We start from the raw sequence: 18927 nt of genomic DNA, 5'->3' as shown, positions 1-18927 counted from the left end.
GCCCCCGATCTCCTTGCCGTCAGCGCTGGCGGCCAGCCGCACACCCGCGGGGGTGGCCGACTCGGCCAACGAGGCCAATACGTCGACATCCGGGGTGATCAGGTAGTTCTCCGCGTCGTCGGCCTCGGCGACGTAGATCTTGGCGGCGCCCGCCTCCTTCAGCCCGTCGGTCAGCGACGCGGCCGTGCCCGGCTTGCCGATGACGACGGCGGAGGGCTCGCCCAACTTGCGGGCGGCGGTGATCAGTTCGGCGGTGACCTTCTTCGGCGCGCCGTCGGCGTGCTCAACGAGCACAAGTACTTCAGCCATTTGTCTTCTATGTCTTTCTGGGTCTTTTCGGCCTACGGGCTAACGACTAGATGATCTTCTGGGCAACCAGGTACTCGGCGATCTTGGTGCCGCCGTCGCCCTCGTCGGTGACCTTCTCGCCAGCCGTCTTCGCCGGCTTCGGCGTCGACGCGGTGACCTTGGAACCGGCATTGGCGACGCCGACCTCGTCAGCCTCGACACCGATCTCAGTCAGCGTCAGCGTCGTCACTTCCTTCTTCTTGGCGGCCATGATGCCCTTGAAGGACGGGAAACGCGGCTCGTTGATCTTCTCGGTGACGCTGACCACCGCGGGCAGCGACGCCTCGAGGGTGAACACGCCGTCATCGGTCTCGCGCTCGCCGGTGACCTTGCCACCCTCGACCGACACCTTGCGCAGGTGGGTCAGCTGCGGCAGGCCCAGGTACTCGGCGATGACGGCAGGCACCGCGCCGCCGACGCCATCGGTGGCCTCATTGCCCGCGATGACCAGCTCGGTGCCCTCGATCGTGCCGAGCGCACGCGCCAGCGCCCACGCGGTCTGGATCACGTCCGAGCCGTGCATGCCGTCGTCCTTGAGGTGGACGGCCTTGTCGGCGCCCATGGACAGCGCCTTGCGGATCGCCTCGTTGGCGCGCTCGGGGCCCGCGGTCAGCACGGTCACCGACCCTTCGACGCCGTCGGCGGCCTCTTTCTCCCGGATCTGCAACGCCTCTTCCACCGCGCGCTCGTTGATCTCGTCCAGCACCGCGTCGGCGGCCTCGCGGTCCAGCGTGAAATCGCCGTCAGTCAGCTTGCGCTCCGACCAGGTGTCTGGGACCTGCTTGATCAGGACCACGATGTTCGTCATGAGTGTGGTTCGTCCTCCTAGAAGGGGGCTCGCAGCAATCGACTACGAAACCTCGGTACGCGTTTTTCGCAACGCACGGCCGTGTTACTACCCGGTAACTTTGTGCGGTATGCATTCACACCATAGCTGGTCGCCCAGGCCATATTGCCCGCTCCTCCCCCTTCCGCTGCCGCGGACGCGGTCGTCGCTGGGCGGCACGTTCTCGCAGCCCGTCCGCCGCCTCAGAAGCGTGGGCCTCACTTCCCGGTTCGCGAATCCGACACTTCGCGTTAGCCTGCCTATGCAATGAGCGCACTCGTGCCTGACCTCCCGCAGCACACCTCCGGCGACACCGCGTCGGCGGGTGACGCCGTGATGATGCTGACGGGCGAGCGCACCATCCCGGGTTTGGACATCGAAAACTACTGGTTTCGCCGCCACGAGGTCGTCTACCAGCGGCTTGCCGAGCGTTGCGTGGACGCCGACGTACTCGAGGCCGGCTGCGGCGAGGGCTACGGCGCCGATCTGATCGCCGGGGTCGCCCGCCGCGTCATCGCGGTGGATTACGACGAGGCCGCGGTGGCCCACGTACGCAGCCGCTACCCGCGGGTGGACGTCATGCAGGCGAACCTAGCGCAGCTGCCGCTGCCCGATGCGTCGGTGGATATTGTGGTCAACTTCCAGGTGATCGAACACCTGTGGGACCAAACACAGTTCGTCGTCGAGTGCGCCCGGGTGCTGCGGCCGTCGGGGCTTTTGCTGATGTCCACGCCCAACCGGATCACCTTCTCCCCGGGTCGCGACACCCCGATCAACCCCTTCCACACCCGGGAACTCAACGCCGCCGAACTGACCCAGCTGCTCATCGGCGGCGGCTTCGCCGACGTGTCGATCAGCGGCCTGTTCCACGGCCCGAGGCTGCGCGAGATGGATGCCCGGCACGGCGGCTCGATTATCGACGCGCAGATTGCGCGGGCAATGGCCGCTGACCAAGGGGTGCCGTGGCCGCCCGGGCTGGCGGCCGACGTCGCCGCGGTCACGATCGGGGACTTCGACCTGGTCGAGGCCGACGCGGGGGTGGGCACCGGCCACCACATCGACGACAGCCTCGACCTGATCGCGATCGCGGTAGCCCCGTGAGCACGCCGCAGAACCGGGTTCCCGGGCTCTTCACCTTGGTTTTGCACACCCACCTGCCTTGGCTCGCCCACCATGGCCGCTGGCCGGTCGGCGAGGAATGGCTGTACCAGTCCTGGGCGGCGGCCTACCTGCCGCTGATGCGCGTGCTGAACACGTTGGCCGGCGAAGACCGGCGGGGCGTGATCACGCTGGGCGTCACGCCGGTGGTGAACGCGCAGCTCGACGACCCGTATTGCCTGGACGGCATGCATCACTGGCTGGCCAACTGGCGGCTGCGTGGCCTGGAGGCCACCAGCGTGCGGTCCGCTCCCCGCTCGAAATCGGTTGGCTCCCAGTCATGCACAGCGGAAGCATTGCGCACCTTAGGAATTCGCGAATCCGCCGAGGCGCAGCGGGCGCTGGACGACTTCGCCACCCTGTGGCGGCACGGCGGCAGCCCGTTGCTGCGCAGTCTGCTCGACGCCGGCGCGGTGGAGCTGCTCGGCGGCCCGCTGGCCCATCCGTTCCAACCGCTGCTGGCGCCGCGGCTGCGTGAGTTCGCCCTACGCGAAGGTCTTGCCGACGCGCAAGCACGCCTAGCGCATCGCCCGGGCGGGATCTGGGCGCCCGAATGCGCCTACGCGCCCGGCATGGAGCACGACTATTCCGCCGCGGGCGTCACCCATTTCATGGTCGACGGCCCGTCGCTGCACGGCGACACGGCGCTGGGGCGGCCCGTCGACGACACCGATGTGGTCGCGTTCGGGCGTGATCTGCAGGTCAGCTACCGGGTGTGGTCACCGAAATCCGGCTATCCCGGGCACGCCGCGTATCGCGACTTCCACACCTACGACCACCTCACCGGCCTCAAGCCGGCCAGGGTGACGGGCCGCAACGTGTCCTCGGAGGACAAGGCGCCCTACGATCCCGAGCGCGCCGACCATGCGGTCGACACGCACGTCGCCGACTTCGTCGACGTGGTCCGCAACCGGCTGCTCTCGGAGTCCGACCGCATCGGGCGACCGGCTCATGTGGTCGCCGCCTTCGACACCGAGCTGTTCGGTCACTGGTGGTACGAGGGCCCGACGTGGCTGGAGCGGGTGCTGCGGGCCCTGCCGGAGGCCGGCGTTCGGGTGGGCACGCTGAACGACGCCATCGCCGACGGTTTCGTCGGCGAGCCGGTAGCCCTGCCGCCCAGCTCGTGGGGCTCGGGCAAGGACTGGCAGGTGTGGGCCGGCGACCAAGTCGCCGATCTGGTCGCGCTGAACAGCGAAGTGGTCGACATGGCGCTGAGCACCGTCGACAAGGCGCTGTCCCAGACGGCGTCGCTGGACGGGCCCATCCCCCGCGACCGCGTCGCCGATCAGATCCTGCGCGAAACGCTGCTCACCGTCTCCAGCGACTGGCCGTTCATGGTCAGCAAGGATTCGGCCGCGGACTACGCCCGCTACCGCGCCCACCTGCATGCGCACGCCACCCGCGAAATCGCCGACGCGCTGGCATCGGGGCGGCGCGACACCGCGCAGCGGCTGGCGGAGGGATGGAACCGCGCCGACGGCCTGTTCGGCGCCCTTGATGCTCGCAGGTTGCCCCGATGAGGCGGGCCGCGGCGTGAAAATCCTGATGGTGTCGTGGGAATACCCGCCGGTGGTGATCGGCGGGCTCGGCCGGCACGTGCATCATCTGTCGACCGCGCTGGCCGCCGCCGGTCACGACGTCGTCGTGCTGTCGCGGCGTCCCACCGGGACCGATCCCCGCAGCCATCCGTCGTCCGACCACATCAGCGACGGCGTCCGGGTGATCGCGGCCGCTCAGGACCCGCACGAATTCACCTTCGGCACCGACATGATGGCGTGGACGCTCGCGATGGGCCACTCCATGATCCGCGCCGGTCTGCCCCTGACGAAGCCGGGCACCAATCGCGCCTGGCGGCCCGACGTCGTGCACGCGCACGACTGGCTGGTGGCCCACCCGGCGATCGCGCTCGCCCAATTTTACGATGCGCCAATCGTTTCCACGATCCACGCCACCGAAGCCGGTCGGCATTCCGGCTGGGTCAGCGGCACGATCAGCCGTCAGGTGCACGCCGTCGAATCGTGGCTGGTGCGTGAATCTGACTCGTTGATAACGTGTTCGGCCTCGATGGCCGACGAGATCACCGAGCTGTTCGGCCCCGGCCTGGCCGAGACCACGGTGATCTGCAACGGCATCGAGACGGCACGGTGGCCGTTCGCGGCGCGTCGGCCGCGCACCGGGCCGGCTGAGCTGCTCTACCTGGGCAGGCTGGAATACGAGAAGGGTGTGCACGACGTCATCGCCGCGCTGCCACGGATCAGACGCAGCCACCCCGGCACCACACTGACCATCGCCGGTGAGGGCACTCAGCAGGGCTGGCTTATCGAGCAGGCCCGTAAACACCGGGTGCTCAAGGCCATTCGATTCGCCGGGCATCTCGAACATGCCGAGCTGCTCGCCGTCCTGCATCGCGCCGACGCCGCGGTGCTGCCCAGTCACTACGAACCGTTCGGGATCGTGGCGCTGGAGGCGGCCGCGGCCGGCACTCCCCTGGTGACCTCGGACATCGGCGGCCTGGGTGAGGCGGTGATCAACGGTCAGACCGGCATCTCGTGCCCGCCTCGCGACGTGGCCCGACTGGCCGCGGCGGTGCGCACCGTGCTCGACGACCCGCAGGCCGCGCAGCAGCGCGCCCACGCCGCCCGCAAGCGACTCACGTCGGATTTCGATTGGCGTACGGTGGCCGACAAGACCGCGCAGGTGTATCTGTCGGCCAAGCGTGGAGTGCGGCAGCCGCACGCGCGGCTGCCCATCGCTAAACACGCCTTGCCGAACCGGTAGCACGTTCCTAACGTTTCAGGCATGGGGCTGGACTATTCGAGCGTCGTGGACGCTCATATCACCGACGTTTTCGATTGGTACGCCAGGCCGGGCGCGTTCGGCCGGCTCTCGCCGCCGTGGCAGCCGATGCGGCTGGTCACCGAGGCGGCCTCACTCAAGGACGGGCGGGCCACGCTGGCGCTGCCCGGGGGTCTGCGCTGGGTCGCCATCCATCAGCCCGACGGTTATGACCCGCCGCGGCGTTTCGTCGACGCCATCGGCGGCGACGGCCTGGCCGCGCTCCCGGCGCGAATTGCGGTGCGCTGGCGTCACACCCACGAATTCGAAGACCTCGGAGACAACCGCACCAGGGTGATCGACCGGGTCGATACCCCCGTGCCCGGGTCGCTGTTGCGGCCCATGTTCGACTACCGGCACCGGCAGCTGGCCGATGACTTGGCCGCTCACCGGCTGGCCGCCGAGAACGGGCTGCGGCCCCTGACGATCGCCGTCACCGGATCGTCGGGACTGGTCGGATCGGCATTGACCGCCTTCCTGCGCACCGGTGGGCACCGGGTGATCCAGGTGGTCCGGCATTCCGCACGCGGCGACGACGAGCGACAGTGGAACCCCGACGACCCCGACCCGGGGCTGTTCGACGGGATCGACGCGGTGATCCATTTGGCGGGCGCCTCGATCGCCGGCCGATTCACCGATAAACACCGGCAGGCCATCCGGGACAGCAGGATTGGGCCGACTCGCCGGCTGGCCGAACTGCTGGGCCGCAGCGAGCCCGGGCCCGGCGTACTGATCTCGGCGTCGGCGATCGGCTACTACGGATACGACCGCGGCGATGACACTCTCACCGAGGACAGCGGTCGCGGCGACGGTTTTCTGGCCGATGTGGTGACCGACTGGGAGGAGGCGACTACGCCCGCCCAGCAGTCGGGGATGCGCGTGGTGCGGGTGCGCACCGGCATCGTGCAATCGCCCGCCGGCGGCACGTTGAAGCTGATGCGCCCGCTGTTCAGCGCCGGACTAGGTGGCCGGCTTGGTGACGGTCGACAATGGCTGTCCTGGATCGGGATCGACGATCTGGTGGACGTCTACCACCGAGCCCTGTGGGATGCCACGCTGTCGGGACCGGTGAATGCCGTTGCACCGCAACCGGTTCGCAACAGCGAATACACCGACACCCTGGCGGGCGTGCTGCACCGGCCGGCCGTGTTGCCGGTGCCGTCGCTGGGACCGCGGCTGCTCCTGGGCGGGCAGGGTGCCCGCGAGCTGGCGTGCGCCAGCCAGCGAGCGGCGCCCGCCAAACTCGTCGCCGCCGGGCATCGGTTCCGCCACCCGGACCTGGATCAGGCGCTGCGTCACCTGCTGGGGCGCACCGGTTGACGATCCGACGGCTACCTCCTCAGAACGAGCGGCCACTCTTCGGCATCTCTGCCGTCGCGGCCGTGCCGATAGGCGCGGGCACGCAGGTCCGCGAGCCATCGGGGGTGCAGGCTCAAGCCGGGCGCGGTGTTGAGGACGGGGTCGAACGACACGTCCTGGTCGCCGTCGGGATCGATGGCGGCGGTCAGCGTGATGCGGGCCAAGGGGGTGAAATCGGCGCTGCCGCAAGCCTGGTCGAGTGTCACCTCGATGTTGGTGCGCTCGAGCTTGGCCCGGACGCTGTCCAGGGACAACCCCGCGCCGCCGATCTCACTCGAGGTTCGGGCGCGGAGCCACCAATTGTTGCCCTGATAGTGCAACGGCATCAGCGTGGTCAGGGTTTGACCGTTCCACGAGGTGGCCGGCCGTAGCGCCACCGCGCGTGACAGCACCCCCGACCCGGACGAGACGAGCAGGATATCCCACGGCTTGTCCGCCGACTGCGCCGCGGGCAACCGGACGGCCAACCCGATGAAATCGGGCAGCGCCCCTGGTGTGCCGCTGGCCTTCGACACGCGCGCGACAATCTCCGACGAGGCGATCGGCAAGCCCTGGGCCGCAGGGGCAACACGTTCGATGAAGCCCTCGGCGAGTACCCCGACCGGATGGAAGAGCCGTTTGCCCCGGATCGCGGAGCCCCATTGAAAGGGCAGCGCCACTAGTTCGAAAACGTTCACCGGCGGCGGGTTCCCATTCTGCACCGGGGGAAACCAGGCGGTTCAACACGCCGTTCCTGCGGCGTTGGCGTGAATTACGGCGACATGGCAGGGCTTGTGTGCCGGCTGATCATTCGCAGGGCGGGCGCCTGTTGCGGCGGGCTGTAGGTATGACTGTCGATGTACACCTGCGCCATCACCGCCTGCCACGACTCGATCTGGGGCGACGATCTCCAGGTGCCCTCGACCAGCCCCACGATCACGGCATTGTGGTCGTCGGTCAGGGTGTACACCGGACCGCCGAAGTCGCGGCTGTCGGCAACCATGTCAGTGATGGCGAAGCGGCCGTTGCCCACCGAACTGACCGAGCCGCATCGCTGGCCGGTCGCGCTGCGCAGTTGGCACACGGGCATCCCGGGTTGCGCGCGCATGCCGGGCGCGGATCCCAAATGGCGCCCCGTCGGGAGCACATCGGTGGCGGTCACATCCGGCGCGATCGCGATGACTTCGTATTCCACGGGCAGCATCGAGGTGTCGGCGGTGGAGTCCGCGTCCACCTGGCGGCGGCCGAGGACCACGTTGCCAATCGGCTTGCGGTCACGGTCGGTCACCACCGACTGCCCGCCGTCGCATTGGCCACTGGTCAGCGCAACCCGTAACTGCGGCTCGACCAATCCCACCATGCAGACCGTGCTGCCTTGGTGAATCTCCATCCCGGGGAATACCGTGCCGCCGGGATCGGCAGCTGCCTGACCCGGTGCGGCACAAAGCATCGCGGTGAATGCGGATCCGATCGCTAGCCGACGTAGTCGGCAGCCGGCTTCTTTCATTGGACGCATCACCCCTTACGTCCGGGGTCCATCGCGTTTATTACTTGACACGCGTATACCCGCCGCCTGTCCGGCCAAACCACTTCCAATTCGGCCGGAAAGCGAACAAGCGCCGGTTGCCAAAAAGGCCGGGATACGAAGACTTCGCGGCTCCACACCCCTTTGACCTGCGCTGGTAGGCGCTGGTCCGGCTCACGCCGCGTTCGCCGGGCGACCTGGCGTGTTTCGGCGAATTGACATCTGAGCGTTCGCTTCGGCGGTAGGATGCCGAACAGGTTGAGCTCACAGCTGCGTCTCTAGCGGGAGCGGTGTGTAAACACTGTTCATTCCCTTCTCACCAACATTCGACAGGCCCTCTCATGGCTACCATTCGCTACGCAAATTCAGCGGACCAACAAGAACCCGCACGGTGCCGGTACATGGCTCACTTCGACCGAGCACACCTGTTCGTCTATTCGCGCTATCTCGGCACCGTCCTGCGCGTCGACGGCGAGGTCGACGCCTCCAACGCAACGGACCTCACCCAGGCGATCCGAAACTTCGCCCGGCTCAAGACCCCCCTGGTCCTTGACCTCAGTCATCTGCGCTTTGTCAGCGTGGAGGCTTTTCGGGCGCTGCTTGGGCTCAACGACGAGCTCCGCAAGGCGCGCGTCTACTGCAGCGTGGTCGGCGGCGCCGCGGTTCGTCCACTGTTACGGATCGTGCATCACAACGGGTTGGCGATCGCCGGTTCGGTGCCCGAGGCCTTCCAGAACCTTCAAGACATTCTGCAAGCACGGCGGCAGTTCCTGTCCGAACTGGCGCGGCCGAGACCGGCTCAGGCCCAGGCCGCACACAGCGCAGCGTCGTGATGGTCGGCTAACCGTCTGCAGTGGTTAGGGTTTCGACTCGTCGCCCAGTTCGTCCTGAAAGCAGCGCAACGCGTCGATGAGCGCGGCGAAGACCCGGTGCGCGGCGGTCAGGTCCGCATCGGGTAGGTCCGCAAGCGCGACTCGGGTGTGCGCGGTCAGCGGACTGAAGAACGACCGGGCGGTGGCCAGGCCGGATTCATCGTTACGTAACACGACCTTTCGCCGGTCGCCCGGATGGTTGTCGCGACGGATAAGACCGGCATCGATCAGCCGGTCAACCAGATAGGTGATCGCCGAACCCGACAGTCCCATCCGCTGGCTGAGGTCGCTCGAGGTCATCGGCAGCCCGCCCATCTCAGCCACCATGATGTAAAGCAAGGCGCGAAAATCGTTGGGCCGCAGACTATGTATCAGCGCGAACGACCGGCCGATCTGGTCGGACTCGGTTGACAGCTCCCGCAGATCGGCCGATATCAGCGACTCCAGCTCATCGCGACCGCAGCGCTGCGCATCAGCGTCCATAACACTGTGAGCATATCGCCGATTGCGGAGATATTTCAGTTACTTAATGTTTGAACGGGGTCGTGGCAGCCAATGCCCCGAGTCAGGACGGCCACCAAATAGGTCGGTAGACCTCGGGCTGGCGCACGCCGGTGACGTTCAATAAATTAATGTTTAACTTATTGAACCAGATGGGTAAGTCGTAGCGGGCGGCGCTAGGGCACGTCTGACGGTCAGCGCTGTGGTTTTGCCCGTCTCATCGGCGGGTATGAGGCGTGTGTTTGGGCCGCGCAGGCGTGAGCATGCCAAGCCGTCCGGGAGGGAGCGCTTGGGCACCATGGGAGCTTTGTCGTTTTCAGCCGCCACGGCATCGCCGCCGGTGGCGATCGGTTGGCTTAGCGCCGACGACTTCGCAGCATGGCGATCGAACATACGGCGGATGGTGTTGGGCGATGTCGCCGATTTCATCGCCGCGCGAAGTGTCGCCGAACTTGACGCTGGCCGCATCGACGCCGCCGACGACATCCTGGTTCAGTTCGTCTCAGGCGGAAAATGTCTGCGGTCGACATTCGTGTACCTGGGCTGGCTGTGTGGCGCTCCGCCCGACGATGCAGCCCTGCGGGCCGCGGCAAGTTTCGAGTTGCTGCACGCCTTCGCATTGCTCCAAGACGACGTCATGGACGGTTCCGACGAACGGCGCGGCCGCCCGTCGGCGCATCGGCAATTCGGCCAATGGCATCGCGAGCGCGGATTGTCCGGCTCGTCACGGCGATTCGGTGAATCGGCCGCCATCCTGCTGGGCGACCTCTGCCTCATCTGGGCCGAACAGATGCTGCGCGAGAGCGGCGTCGAGCCCAGGCGCCTGCAACGCGCGTGGCCACGCTATGACGCCATGCGCACCGAGCTCGCCGTCGGGCAGTTCGCCGACTTGACGAACGACGCGCGACAGGCGCCCCGGCTGGAAGTCGTGCTCGACGTGGCACGGCGTAAGTCGGGCAACTACACCGTGCGCCGGCCTTTGGAAATCGGCGCGGCCATGGGCGAGTGCGACGATCGAACGCTGTCCCAATTGGGCCGCTACGGCGCCGCCGTCGGCGAGGCATTCCAGCTTCGCGACGACGTGCTCGGCGTTTTCGGCTCGCCGGCTGTAACGGGCAAGCCTTGTGCCGGCGATCTGCTCGAGCGCAAGGCGACGAGCGTCGTGGTGGCCGCTCACCAACTGGCCGATGCGCTGATCCGGCGTGAACTCATCGAGATCGCCAATCGTGAAGCCCTCGACGACAACGCGATCGACCGGTGGAAAGCGCTGATCGTCGAGACGGGAGCGGTGCAGCTGATCGAGCAGATGATCGGCGACCGTGTCGCTTCCGCGTGCGACCACCTCAGCGACTTGCCGATTGACGAGCCCGTCCGCATCGCGCTGGCCGAAATGGCGGCCGTCTGCACGGATCGCGCCGAATGAGCAGCACCGACCGGGGAGCCTGTTGATCATGCGGACCATCGAAGGGCGCGCCGATCACGTGGTGGTGATCGGCGCCGGACTGGCCGGCCTGTCCGCGGCGCTGCACCTGGCCGGCCGCGGGCGCGCGGTCACAGTGGTGGAGCGCGAGCCGTGGCCCGGCGGGCGGGCCGGTCGCCTCGACATCGATGGCTATCGGATCGACACCGGGCCGACGGTTCTCACCATGCCGGACATCATCGACGAAACGTTCGGGGCCGTGGGCGAACAACTCTCCGACCGCATGGAATTGTTGACGGTCGACCCGGCGTATCGCGCCGTGTTCGCCGACGGCAGCGCGCTCGACGTGCACAGTGACGCCGATCGGATGGCCGACGCCGTCGCAGAGTTCGCCGGCTTCGGGCAGGCAGCCGGCTACCGACGGCTTCGGCACTGGTTGACGCGGTTGTACCGCACCGAATTCGACGGGTTCATCGCAGCGAACTTCGATTCGCCGCTCTCGCTGCTCACCCCGCAGTTGGCGCAGCTGACCGCAATCGGCGGCTTCCGCAAATGGGACCGGATGGTCAGGCGATACATCACCGACCCACGGCTGCAGCGGATCTTCACCTTCCAATCGCTGTACGCCGGCGTGGCGCCGCGCGACGCCCTGGCGGTGTACGCCGTGATCGCCTACATGGACACAATCTCTGGTGTGGTGTTTCCACGCGGGGGAGTCCGCGCGCTGCCCGACGCACTGGCCGCGGCCGCCGCCGATGCCGGCGTCCGATTCTGTTACGGCGCAACCGTTACCGCGCTCGAACGCACGGGTGGGCGGGTCGGCGCCGTGATGACCGAGCAGTCCGGCCGCATCGCCTGCGACGCGGTGGTGCTGACCACCGAGCTGCCGCAGACCTACGCGTTGCTGGGCCGCACACCGCGGCGCGCCGTGCGGCTGCGTCACTCACCCTCGGCCGTCGTGGCGCACCTGGGTTGTCCAGCCATCGCATCCGAAACGGCTCACCACACCATCCTGTTCGGCGAGGCGTGGAATCAGACGTTCACCGACATCGTCGACAACGGACAACTCATGGGCGACCCGTCGTTACTGGTCACCCGGCCGACGGCCAGCGACCCGGCCCTGGCTCCCGAGGGACGCGATCTGCTCTACGTGCTCGCCCCGGCGCCGAACCTGGATCGGGGCACCATCGATTGGGCCAGCACCGGTGGCGCCTATGTCGAGGACATGATCTCGCACGTCGCCGACCGGATGCTGCCCGGTTTGCCCCATGACGCAACGGTTTTGGATGTCGTCACACCGGCCGACTGGGCGCGGCAGGGCATGGCGGCCGGCAGTCCGTTCGCGCTCGCCCACACCTTCGGTCAGACGGGACCGTTTCGTCCGGGCAACCTGGTGCGTGGCATCGACAACGCAGTGCTCGCCGGGTCCTCCACGGTGCCCGGCGTGGGAGTTCCGACCACGCTGATCTCCGGGCGGCTCGCCGCCGACCGCATCACCGGCAGCCCCACACGATCCACCGCGCACTTCGACATGAAAGCCGGTTCGCCATGATGCGCAGTGAGTTGACCGCGGCCGGAATCGACGATCCGCGGCTGCGCGACGGATACCGCCAATGCCGCGAACTCAATGCCGCTCATGGCCGCACCTTCTTTCTGGCCACCCGGCTGCTCGCGCCCGACCAGCGGCCGCCCGTGCACGCGCTGTACGGCTTCGCTCGATACGCCGACGACATCCTCGACGATCTCGACCCGCAGGTCGGCGCCGACATCCGCGGCCGGCGGCTGCAGCAGTTGTCCGAGCGATTCTTCTCCGGAGGTGCTCACCTGGAGGATCCGCTGGTCGCCGCGGTGACCGACACCGCGCGGCGCTATCAGATCAACGCCGGGCTGTTCGAGGACTTTCTGGCTTCGATGCGGATGGATCTCACGGTAACCGACTATCCCGACCGAAAGGCCCTCAACCTGTACATGCGGGGCTCCGCGGAAGCCATTGGGCTGCAGGTGCTTCCGATATTGGGCACGGTGACGCCCGCGCAGGAGGCCGCGCCGTACGCCGCGGCGCTGGGCCGGGCGTTCCAACTGACCAACTTCCTGCGTGATATCGACGAGGACTTGCAGCGCGGCCGGGTGTATCTGCCGGCCGACGAACTGGCCGCCGACGGCGTCGACCGAGAGCTGTTGATCTGGTGCCACGCGCACCGCCACACCGATCCGCGGGTACGCCGGGCCCTGATCGCCCAGCATGAAATCGCCCGGCAGACCTACCGATTCGCCGCGGAAGGAATCGCCACGCTGGCCACCCGATCGCGACCGTGCGTGGCGACCGCGGCCGCACTGTATTCAGAGATCTTGGACTGCATCGAAAGAAGCGACTTCGCGGTGTTCGATCGCCGTGCCACCGTCGGCCAGGCGCGACGGCTTCGAGTCGCCGGTGCCGGACTGATACGGTCGTGGCTGGCGCGAAACAGCGCGCGGGGCGTTCGTCAATCGGGGGCCGCATGAGCGATCGGTGGCAATACCTGGCGGTGCTCGCCGCATGCCTGGTGATCACCGCGCCGCTGGAGATCTTCGGCCCCGGCGTTTACCGGCAGTGGCGACGGGTCATCAAGGCGGTCGTGCCGGTGGCCGCGGTGTTCCTGGTCTGGGATGAGGTCGCGGTCGCCGCGCACGTGTGGACATACGACCACGCATACCTGTGCGGCCTGACCATCCCGTTCCGGGTGCCGATCGAAGAGGTGCTGTTCTTCCTCGTCATTCCGGTGTGCGCGTTACTGACCTACAACGCCGTGACCACCATCCTGGAAAAGGTGCACCGTCGATGACCGGCTTTGGCTATACCCTGCCGGCCGCGCTGGCGGTATTGCTGGTCTGCGCAATGGAATTGGCGGTGCTGCGGACCGGGCTCTTCCGCCGACCGGCGTATTGGTTCTCAATGCTGATTGTGCTGGGATTCCAGATCCCGGTGGATGGCTGGCTGACCAAACTCAGCTCCCCCATCGTCATCTATGACGATAGAGGGCTGAGTGGCGTGCGTTTCCCGTTCGACATCCCGTTCGAAGATTTTCTGTTCGGCTTCGCGTTGGTCACCGCGGTGCTGCTGCTGTGGGAGCGGCAACATGCGCGTCGGTAATGCGTACCCGGGTGAGTTGGCGACCGCGTTCGACGCCGGAGCGGCGGCCTACGACCGCCTGGTCGGTGCCAGCCCGGGTTACCACGCGCAGCTGACTTTGTCGGCTCGACGGATGCGGATTCCGGCCCGCGGCAAGGGGTTACGGCTGCTCGATGCCGGATGCGGCACGGGCGCCTCGACGGCCGCGCTGCTGGCCGTCGCGCCCGAGGCCGACATCGTCGCCGTCGACGCTTCGCGGGGAATGCTCGACGCGGCGCTAGCAAAGCCCTGGCCCGACTCGGTGCGCTTCGTGCACACCTCCGTCGAACAGCTGGCAGAGCACGGCATCACTGGCCCGTTCGACGGCATCATGGCCGCCTACCTGATCCGCAACGTCGCCGACCGCGACGCACAGCTGCGCAAGTTCCGCGAGCTGTTGCGCCCGGGCGGCACGCTCGCGGTGCACGAGTATTCGGTGCGCGACTCCCCGGCGGCCACCCGCATCTGGCACGCCGTGTGTTGGGGCATCATCATCCCCGCCGGGTGGTGGCGCACCCGGGACGCCGGGTTGTATCGCTACTTGTGGCGCAGCGTGCTGGCGTTCGACGGCGCCGCCCGATTTCGGACTCGCCTTGCCGACGCCGGCTTCACCGCGGTGCACAGCGAGACGATGCCCGGCTGGGAAGCCAACATTGTGCACACTTTCCTGGCGGATGCGCCGCGATGACCGCGGACCGGCGTCGCCGAACATTCGCCGCGCCAACGGGGTTGCCGGATGCCAATGCGCTGGCGTCGCGCCCGCGGGTGGCGGTCGTCGGCGCCGGGATCGCCGGGCTGGCGGCCGCCACCGGGCTGGCCGAGCGCGGCGTCGCCGTCGAGGTCATCGAGGCCGAGCACTATCTCGGCGGCCGGGTGGGGGGCTGGACCGAGCGGGACGGCGGCGCCGAGCTCGCGATGAACCGTGGCTTCCACGCGTTCTTCCGGCAGTATTACAACCTGCGCGCCCTGCTGACCCGAATCGACCCGCAACTGCGGATGCTCACTGCGGTCGAGGATTACCCGCTGATCGATGGGGCGGGCCGGCGCGACAGCTTCCGCGGGCTGCCGCGCACCCCACCGTGGAACGCCGTGGTGTTCGCTGCGCGCAGCCCCACCTTCCGGCTGCGTGACTTCACCCGCATCGACGCCCGCGCGGCCGCCCCACTGGCCGCCGTATCGGTGCCCGGCACCTACCAGCGCCTGGACGACACCGATGCCGCGACGTTTCTCGAAGACATCCGCTTCCCCGAGGCCGCACGGCATCTGGCGTTCGAGGTATTTTCTCGCAGCTTCTTCGCCGACCCCTCGAAGCTCTCCGCGGCCGAGTTGGCGACCATGTTCCACATCTACTTCCTGGGGTCGTCCGAAGGCCTGATCTTCGACGTGCCGTGCGCGAACTACGACAGCGCCCTGTGGCAGCCGTTGCGCGGCTATCTCGAAGGGCGGGGCGTGCGGTTCCGGCTCGCCACCAAAGTGCTCAGCATCGACACGGAGTCGGCGAAGTCTTTCCGGGTGCGCACCGATTCCGGTGACCACTCCGACGTCGACGCCGTCGTACTGGCCACCGACATCGCGGGTTTACAGCGGATCGTTGCGGCGTCGAGCGACCTGGGCACCGACGACTGGCGCGCCCAGATATCGCGGCTGCGCACCGCGCCGCCGTTCGCCGTGCATCGGTTGTGGCTCGACCGCCCGGTCGCGGCACACCGGCCGGCGTTTCTGGGCACGGCCGGCCATGAGCCACTCGACAACATCAGCGTGCTGGAGCGCTACGAATGCGAAGCCCGCAACTGGGCCGCCGCGCATCACGGTGCCGTCGTCGAACTGCACTCGTACGCATTGGATTCCGCGCCCTCCCGCGCCGCCGCGCTACGGCAACTGCACAGGGTCTATCCGGAAACCGCGGCCGCACAGATCCTCCACGAGAAGCTGCTGCATCGCAGCGATTGCCCGCTGTTTTCGCCCGGCTCCTATCGCTACCGGCCGCCCGTCATCACGCCAACGCCGGGCTTGTTGTTGGCCGGCGACGCCATCCGCATCGACTTGCCGGTGGCACTCATGGAGCGGGCCGCCACCACCGGCTGGTGCGCCGCGAACCAACTCCTGCAACGATGGGGGTTAGCCGGACACCCATTGGCCACGGTACCCACCCAAGGCCGGTCACCACTGCTGCGATGGCTTGCCGACCGCGAAAGATCCAGCCGACCATGAAGATCCGCGAACAGCTTCAACGCCTGTCCGCCACCCGGACCAAAGGGTGGCCGCTGCAGGTGCTCCCGCGCGTGTCATGGGCCGATCAGCGCCCGACATATCGCGACGCGCAACCCGCCATCATCGAGGCGGCCCTGCGGCGCTCGCAGCGCAAAACCACGGGCAACTGGTACGCGTTCGCCGCCAGCGACCAGGTGCCCGGTGGGCGACCCTTCGGCACGTGCGTCGCAGGCGTCGACGTCGTCGCCTGGCGCGACGAACGGGGCGGGCTGTGCGTGGGGCCGCGCAGTTGCCCCCATTTGGGGGCGGACCTCGCCACCGGCACCGTGCACCGGGGGGCGCTGATCTGCCGCTGGCACGGCCTGACACTGGACGGACGCGCTCGCGAATTCGGCTGGAGCCCGTTGCCCAGTCACGACGACGGCGTCCTGGCATGGGTGCGGCTCGACGCGGTGGGCAAGGAGGAACCGCTGGATCGGCCGGTGGTTCCGCAACGGCCGACCGGCGACACCCTGAGCGCCGTCGCCCGCGTGGTGGGTGTGTGCGAGCCGAGTGACATCATCGCCAACCGCCTCGATCCCTGGCACGGCGCGTGGTTTCACCCCTACTCGTTCACCCGGCTCGATGTGCTCACGACGCCCACCGAACAGGTCGACCGATTTTTGGTGGCGGTGACCTTCCGAATGGGACGCCTGGGGGTGCCCGTCGTCGCGGAGTTCAGTTGCCCGGAGGCCCGCACCATCGTCATGCGCATCTTGGACGGAGAGGGCACCGGCAGCGTCGTCGAAACACACGCGACGCCAATGGGTTCGGGTCCCGATGGCCGACCGCGCACCGCCGTCCTGGAAGCCACCATCGCGCATTCAGACCGGCCCGGTTTCACGCGCGCCTCCCGGGTGGCGCCGTTGATCACACCCTTCATGCGCTATGCGGCCACCAGCCTCTGGCGCGACGATATCGCGTATGCCGAGCGCCGATATAAGGTCCGCGCGGGATTCGGGTAGCGCATCACCCCGGTGATGCGCGTGGAAGAATTCAACCGTGCAGAAACCCTACGTCGCCGCGGTTGCAGTGACCGTTGGCGCTCACTTGGCGTACCTGCTTTACGTGCCGAGCGGGGGTTTCCTCGCGTTGCGCTGGCCAAGGACCATCTTGCTGCACATACCTGCGGTTGTGTGGGGCGTCGCAGTCGTGGCGCTCAGGCTGCGGTGCCCACTGACGTCATTGGAATCGTGGGCGCGCCGTCGCGCGAATTTGGATCCACTGCCCACGTCGGGATTCATCAACCGCTACGTAACGGGATATTTCGTGCCGATCGGCCGTGTCGGTGCGGCACAGTCGCTGGCATTCACCGCCGCCGCCGTCTCATGGGGCGTGTTTGCCGGCCGGATCGTTAGCCGCGGGCGCCGCGGCATGCCGACCGCGACTTGACCGCCGCCGCACCACCCATAGCACACCACCCACGAGCAGGACCGCCAGCACGATCACGGTGGGCCACATGGCCAGCTGTGCGAGCCACAAACGCCGTTGTAGGCGCAGCAGTTTGCGCTCAGCGCGCCCCAGGCGGCGCGACGTCTCGATCAAAGTCATCGTCAGACCAGATACCCGAGGCGCACCCATTCAAACCGCCACGCGGCGCACCACGGCGCTCGCTTACGCCATAGGCTTGACTATTCAGTTAATGAATTACTGAATCCCGGTATCGACGATTCGGGCCTCCCTGCGGCGGGAATGCGATAGGCCAACGCGGGGGAAGGAACGTGATGGGCGAGGGGACTGGCACCGACATCGACGGCGTTGCGCAGGCGGTAGGACGAGTGACCGAGGCGCTGGAAACCATCGAGCGTGCTCGCGGGCATCTGTATTCCTTCCATCAGCTCACCGGCCGCGCCGACCTGCAACTCGACGAGGCGGTGGCGCGGCTGAACGAAATCGGCCAGGCCGATCTGGCGCACTACATCAGCTGCGAGGTGATTGGGCGCAACGTCTTGGCGGGCCGGTGGAGCTTCCAGGTCGTCGAGGAGTATGACGACGGCTACTACCGCTGTTTCAAAGAGACCGAACAGCTGGTGCGAACCCGACTCACCGACGGTGACCGTCACGTCCACGAGATGGCCTTGAAAGAGCGACGGCGCACCGCCGGCCACCTGGCCCACACCGCGTCCCCCAACGATGAATCGGCAGAAGGCGAATCCCTATGAGCAACAAAGAATTCAACAAGGGCGACAAGGTGGAGTGGCAAAGCCACGGCACCACTGTCCGGGGCACGGTCGAGGGCAAAATCACCTCCGATGCCGAAGCCGCTGGACGCACGGTGCGGGCGTCCAAAAACGAGCCGCAGTACAAGGTGCGCAGCGACAAGACGGGCGCGGACGCGGTGCACAAGCCAGATGCACTACGTCGCGCAAAGTGACGCGCGTCAACACTATCCACGCGGACTTACCATGACCGACGACCAAGAAGCCACCTGGGACCGCTTCCAGGACACCGTCAACATGACCGCCCGCGAACTGGAAAAGTGGCTCGACACTGAGGAATCGAAGAGCGTCGGCCAAAAGCGGGACGGTGACGAGTCCACCGGCCACGCCAGTGGCCGTCACATCGTCGAGATCCTCAAGGCGAAACGTGCCGACCTTACCGGCGCCGACTATGCGCACATGCGAATGGTGGTCGGCTACGCCAAACGCCACCTGGCGCAACGTCCGCACGGCGACATCGGCGAGAGCCCGTGGCGATACTCCTTGA

The 18927-nt window shown here is 67.4% G+C and carries 21 protein-coding genes and 1 pseudogene; 17 read left to right on the top strand and 5 right to left on the bottom strand.

Annotation, left to right across the window (positions count from 1 at the left end):
* Positions 1 to 309, bottom strand: a pseudogene (locus VFW69_RS11305) (electron transfer flavoprotein subunit alpha/FixB family protein); the annotation flags it as partial.
* Positions 310 to 355: 46 nt separating this feature from the next.
* Entirely contained in the window at positions 356 to 1156 is an 801-nt protein-coding gene (locus tag VFW69_RS11300; RefSeq protein WP_526501193.1) for an electron transfer flavoprotein subunit beta/FixA family protein, read from the bottom strand.
* A 285-nt stretch (positions 1157 to 1441) separates the two neighbouring features.
* Here VFW69_RS11300 and VFW69_RS11295 point away from each other — a divergent pair, with 285 nt between their 5' ends.
* The 4 genes from VFW69_RS11295 to VFW69_RS11280 are packed head-to-tail and all read left to right on the top strand — an operon-like array spanning position 1442 to position 6487.
* Positions 1442 to 2275 carry a class I SAM-dependent methyltransferase gene (locus tag VFW69_RS11295; RefSeq protein ID WP_526501191.1) on the top strand — a complete coding sequence of 278 codons (834 nt, stop codon included), beginning with the start codon at positions 1442 to 1444 and terminating at the stop codon, positions 2273 to 2275.
* Complete coding sequence (locus VFW69_RS11290; protein ID WP_526501189.1) at positions 2272 to 3852, top strand: 1,4-alpha-glucan branching protein domain-containing protein; 1581 nt, start codon at positions 2272 to 2274, stop codon at positions 3850 to 3852. Before VFW69_RS11295 ends, VFW69_RS11290 begins: the two co-directional genes overlap by 4 nt.
* 13 nt (positions 3853 to 3865) lie before the next feature.
* Positions 3866 to 5110: a glycosyltransferase family 4 protein gene (locus VFW69_RS11285; RefSeq protein ID WP_526501187.1), complete on the top strand. Its 1245-nt coding sequence runs from the start codon at positions 3866 to 3868 to the stop codon at positions 5108 to 5110.
* Positions 5111 to 5131: 21 nt separating this feature from the next.
* Positions 5132 to 6487, top strand: coding sequence for a TIGR01777 family oxidoreductase (locus VFW69_RS11280; RefSeq protein WP_526501185.1), 1356 nt, complete (start codon positions 5132 to 5134; stop codon positions 6485 to 6487).
* 11 nt (positions 6488 to 6498) lie between these two features.
* On the opposite strand, the gene VFW69_RS11275 is transcribed toward VFW69_RS11280, so the two are convergent.
* Positions 6499 to 7203 (bottom strand): phosphodiesterase, encoded by a 705-nt coding sequence (locus tag VFW69_RS11275; RefSeq protein WP_526501195.1) that lies wholly within the window; start codon positions 7201 to 7203, stop codon positions 6499 to 6501.
* A gap of 74 nt (positions 7204 to 7277) precedes the next feature.
* Positions 7278 to 8012, bottom strand: a complete 735-nt coding sequence (locus VFW69_RS11270) for an Rv1815 family serine proteinase (protein ID WP_526501183.1) — start codon at positions 8010 to 8012, stop codon at positions 7278 to 7280.
* 419 nt (positions 8013 to 8431) lie between these two features.
* Here VFW69_RS11270 and VFW69_RS11265 point away from each other — a divergent pair, with 419 nt between their 5' ends.
* A complete protein-coding gene (locus VFW69_RS11265) occupies positions 8432 to 8863 on the top strand; it encodes an STAS domain-containing protein (protein ID WP_526501181.1) in 432 nt (143 codons plus the stop codon).
* Between the two features lie 24 nt (positions 8864 to 8887).
* On the opposite strand, the gene VFW69_RS11260 is transcribed toward VFW69_RS11265, so the two are convergent.
* The gene (locus tag VFW69_RS11260; RefSeq protein WP_526501179.1) at positions 8888 to 9385 is read right to left on the bottom strand and encodes a MarR family winged helix-turn-helix transcriptional regulator; all 498 of its coding nucleotides are present in this window, start codon (positions 9383 to 9385) and stop codon (positions 8888 to 8890) included.
* Positions 9386 to 9701: 316 nt separating this feature from the next.
* Between VFW69_RS11260 and VFW69_RS11255 the strand changes: the two genes are divergently transcribed.
* The 12 genes from VFW69_RS11255 to VFW69_RS11200 all read left to right on the top strand — a co-directional run.
* Positions 9702 to 10826 carry a polyprenyl synthetase family protein gene (locus VFW69_RS11255; RefSeq protein WP_526501177.1) on the top strand — a complete coding sequence of 375 codons (1125 nt, stop codon included), beginning with the start codon at positions 9702 to 9704 and terminating at the stop codon, positions 10824 to 10826.
* A 28-nt stretch (positions 10827 to 10854) separates the two neighbouring features.
* Positions 10855 to 12375 (top strand): phytoene desaturase family protein, encoded by a 1521-nt coding sequence (gene crtI / locus VFW69_RS11250; protein WP_526501174.1) that lies wholly within the window; start codon positions 10855 to 10857, stop codon positions 12373 to 12375.
* Positions 12372 to 13325, top strand: a complete 954-nt coding sequence (locus VFW69_RS11245) for a phytoene/squalene synthase family protein (protein WP_526501172.1) — start codon at positions 12372 to 12374, stop codon at positions 13323 to 13325. Before crtI ends, VFW69_RS11245 begins: the two co-directional genes overlap by 4 nt.
* The gene (locus VFW69_RS11240; RefSeq protein ID WP_526501170.1) at positions 13322 to 13645 is read left to right on the top strand and encodes a lycopene cyclase domain-containing protein; all 324 of its coding nucleotides are present in this window, start codon (positions 13322 to 13324) and stop codon (positions 13643 to 13645) included. Before VFW69_RS11245 ends, VFW69_RS11240 begins: the two co-directional genes overlap by 4 nt.
* The gene (locus VFW69_RS11235) at positions 13642 to 13953 is read left to right on the top strand and encodes a lycopene cyclase domain-containing protein (protein ID WP_526501168.1); all 312 of its coding nucleotides are present in this window, start codon (positions 13642 to 13644) and stop codon (positions 13951 to 13953) included. The genes VFW69_RS11240 and VFW69_RS11235 overlap by 4 nt, the downstream gene beginning before the upstream one ends.
* Positions 13940 to 14659: a class I SAM-dependent methyltransferase gene (locus VFW69_RS11230; RefSeq protein ID WP_526501166.1), complete on the top strand. Its 720-nt coding sequence runs from the start codon at positions 13940 to 13942 to the stop codon at positions 14657 to 14659. Before VFW69_RS11235 ends, VFW69_RS11230 begins: the two co-directional genes overlap by 14 nt.
* Positions 14656 to 16182: an FAD-dependent oxidoreductase gene (locus VFW69_RS11225; RefSeq protein WP_526501164.1), complete on the top strand. Its 1527-nt coding sequence runs from the start codon at positions 14656 to 14658 to the stop codon at positions 16180 to 16182. Before VFW69_RS11230 ends, VFW69_RS11225 begins: the two co-directional genes overlap by 4 nt.
* A complete protein-coding gene (locus VFW69_RS11220; RefSeq protein ID WP_526501162.1) occupies positions 16179 to 17186 on the top strand; it encodes a DUF5914 domain-containing protein in 1008 nt (335 codons plus the stop codon). Before VFW69_RS11225 ends, VFW69_RS11220 begins: the two co-directional genes overlap by 4 nt.
* Positions 17187 to 17223: 37 nt before the next feature.
* Positions 17224 to 17613, top strand: coding sequence for a DUF2784 family protein (locus tag VFW69_RS11215; RefSeq protein WP_526501160.1), 390 nt, complete (start codon positions 17224 to 17226; stop codon positions 17611 to 17613).
* Between the two features lie 332 nt (positions 17614 to 17945).
* Positions 17946 to 18383: a hypothetical protein gene (locus VFW69_RS11210; RefSeq protein WP_526501158.1), complete on the top strand. Its 438-nt coding sequence runs from the start codon at positions 17946 to 17948 to the stop codon at positions 18381 to 18383.
* On the top strand, positions 18380 to 18595 hold the full coding sequence (locus tag VFW69_RS11205; RefSeq protein WP_526501156.1) for an HVA1 family protein: 216 nt from the start codon (positions 18380 to 18382) through the stop codon (positions 18593 to 18595). Before VFW69_RS11210 ends, VFW69_RS11205 begins: the two co-directional genes overlap by 4 nt.
* Before the next feature lie 31 nt (positions 18596 to 18626).
* Positions 18627 to 18927 (top strand): DUF3140 domain-containing protein (locus VFW69_RS11200; protein WP_526501154.1); only part of this gene is annotated, 301 nt, incomplete at its 3' end.

Origin of the sequence: Mycobacterium sp. (assembly GCF_036273375.1) — a bacterium.
Taxonomy (GTDB): Bacteria; Actinomycetota; Actinomycetes; order Mycobacteriales; family Mycobacteriaceae; genus Mycobacterium.
Note: the sequence above shows the minus strand (reverse complement) of the source record. Positions and strands in the feature narration are given on the sequence as shown.

Bases quoted from the DNA above. Each gene is read 5' to 3' on its own strand.
- VFW69_RS11210 (WP_526501158.1), top strand. From the start codon at position 17,946: ATGGGCGAGGGGACTGGCACCGACATCGACGGCGTTGCGCAGGCGGTA.
- VFW69_RS11245 (WP_526501172.1), top strand. From the start codon at position 12,372: ATGATGCGCAGTGAGTTGACCGCGGCCGGAATCGACGATCCGCGGCTG.
- VFW69_RS11255 (WP_526501177.1), top strand. From the start codon at position 9,702: ATGGGAGCTTTGTCGTTTTCAGCCGCCACGGCATCGCCGCCGGTGGCG.
- crtI (WP_526501174.1), top strand. From the start codon at position 10,855: ATGCGGACCATCGAAGGGCGCGCCGATCACGTGGTGGTGATCGGCGCC.
- VFW69_RS11240 (WP_526501170.1), top strand. From the start codon at position 13,322: ATGAGCGATCGGTGGCAATACCTGGCGGTGCTCGCCGCATGCCTGGTG.
- VFW69_RS11265 (WP_526501181.1), top strand. From the start codon at position 8,432: ATGGCTCACTTCGACCGAGCACACCTGTTCGTCTATTCGCGCTATCTC.
- VFW69_RS11220 (WP_526501162.1), top strand. From the start codon at position 16,179: ATGAAGATCCGCGAACAGCTTCAACGCCTGTCCGCCACCCGGACCAAA.
- VFW69_RS11270 (WP_526501183.1), bottom strand. From the start codon at position 8,012: ATGAAAGAAGCCGGCTGCCGACTACGTCGGCTAGCGATCGGATCCGCA.
- VFW69_RS11230 (WP_526501166.1), top strand. From the start codon at position 13,940: ATGCGCGTCGGTAATGCGTACCCGGGTGAGTTGGCGACCGCGTTCGAC.
- VFW69_RS11280 (WP_526501185.1), top strand. From the start codon at position 5,132: ATGGGGCTGGACTATTCGAGCGTCGTGGACGCTCATATCACCGACGTT.
- VFW69_RS11235 (WP_526501168.1), top strand. From the start codon at position 13,642: ATGACCGGCTTTGGCTATACCCTGCCGGCCGCGCTGGCGGTATTGCTG.
- VFW69_RS11225 (WP_526501164.1), top strand. From the start codon at position 14,656: ATGACCGCGGACCGGCGTCGCCGAACATTCGCCGCGCCAACGGGGTTG.
- VFW69_RS11205 (WP_526501156.1), top strand. From the start codon at position 18,380: ATGAGCAACAAAGAATTCAACAAGGGCGACAAGGTGGAGTGGCAAAGC.
- VFW69_RS11260 (WP_526501179.1), bottom strand. From the start codon at position 9,385: ATGGACGCTGATGCGCAGCGCTGCGGTCGCGATGAGCTGGAGTCGCTG.
- VFW69_RS11300 (WP_526501193.1), bottom strand. From the start codon at position 1,156: ATGACGAACATCGTGGTCCTGATCAAGCAGGTCCCAGACACCTGGTCG.
- VFW69_RS11295 (WP_526501191.1), top strand. From the start codon at position 1,442: ATGAGCGCACTCGTGCCTGACCTCCCGCAGCACACCTCCGGCGACACC.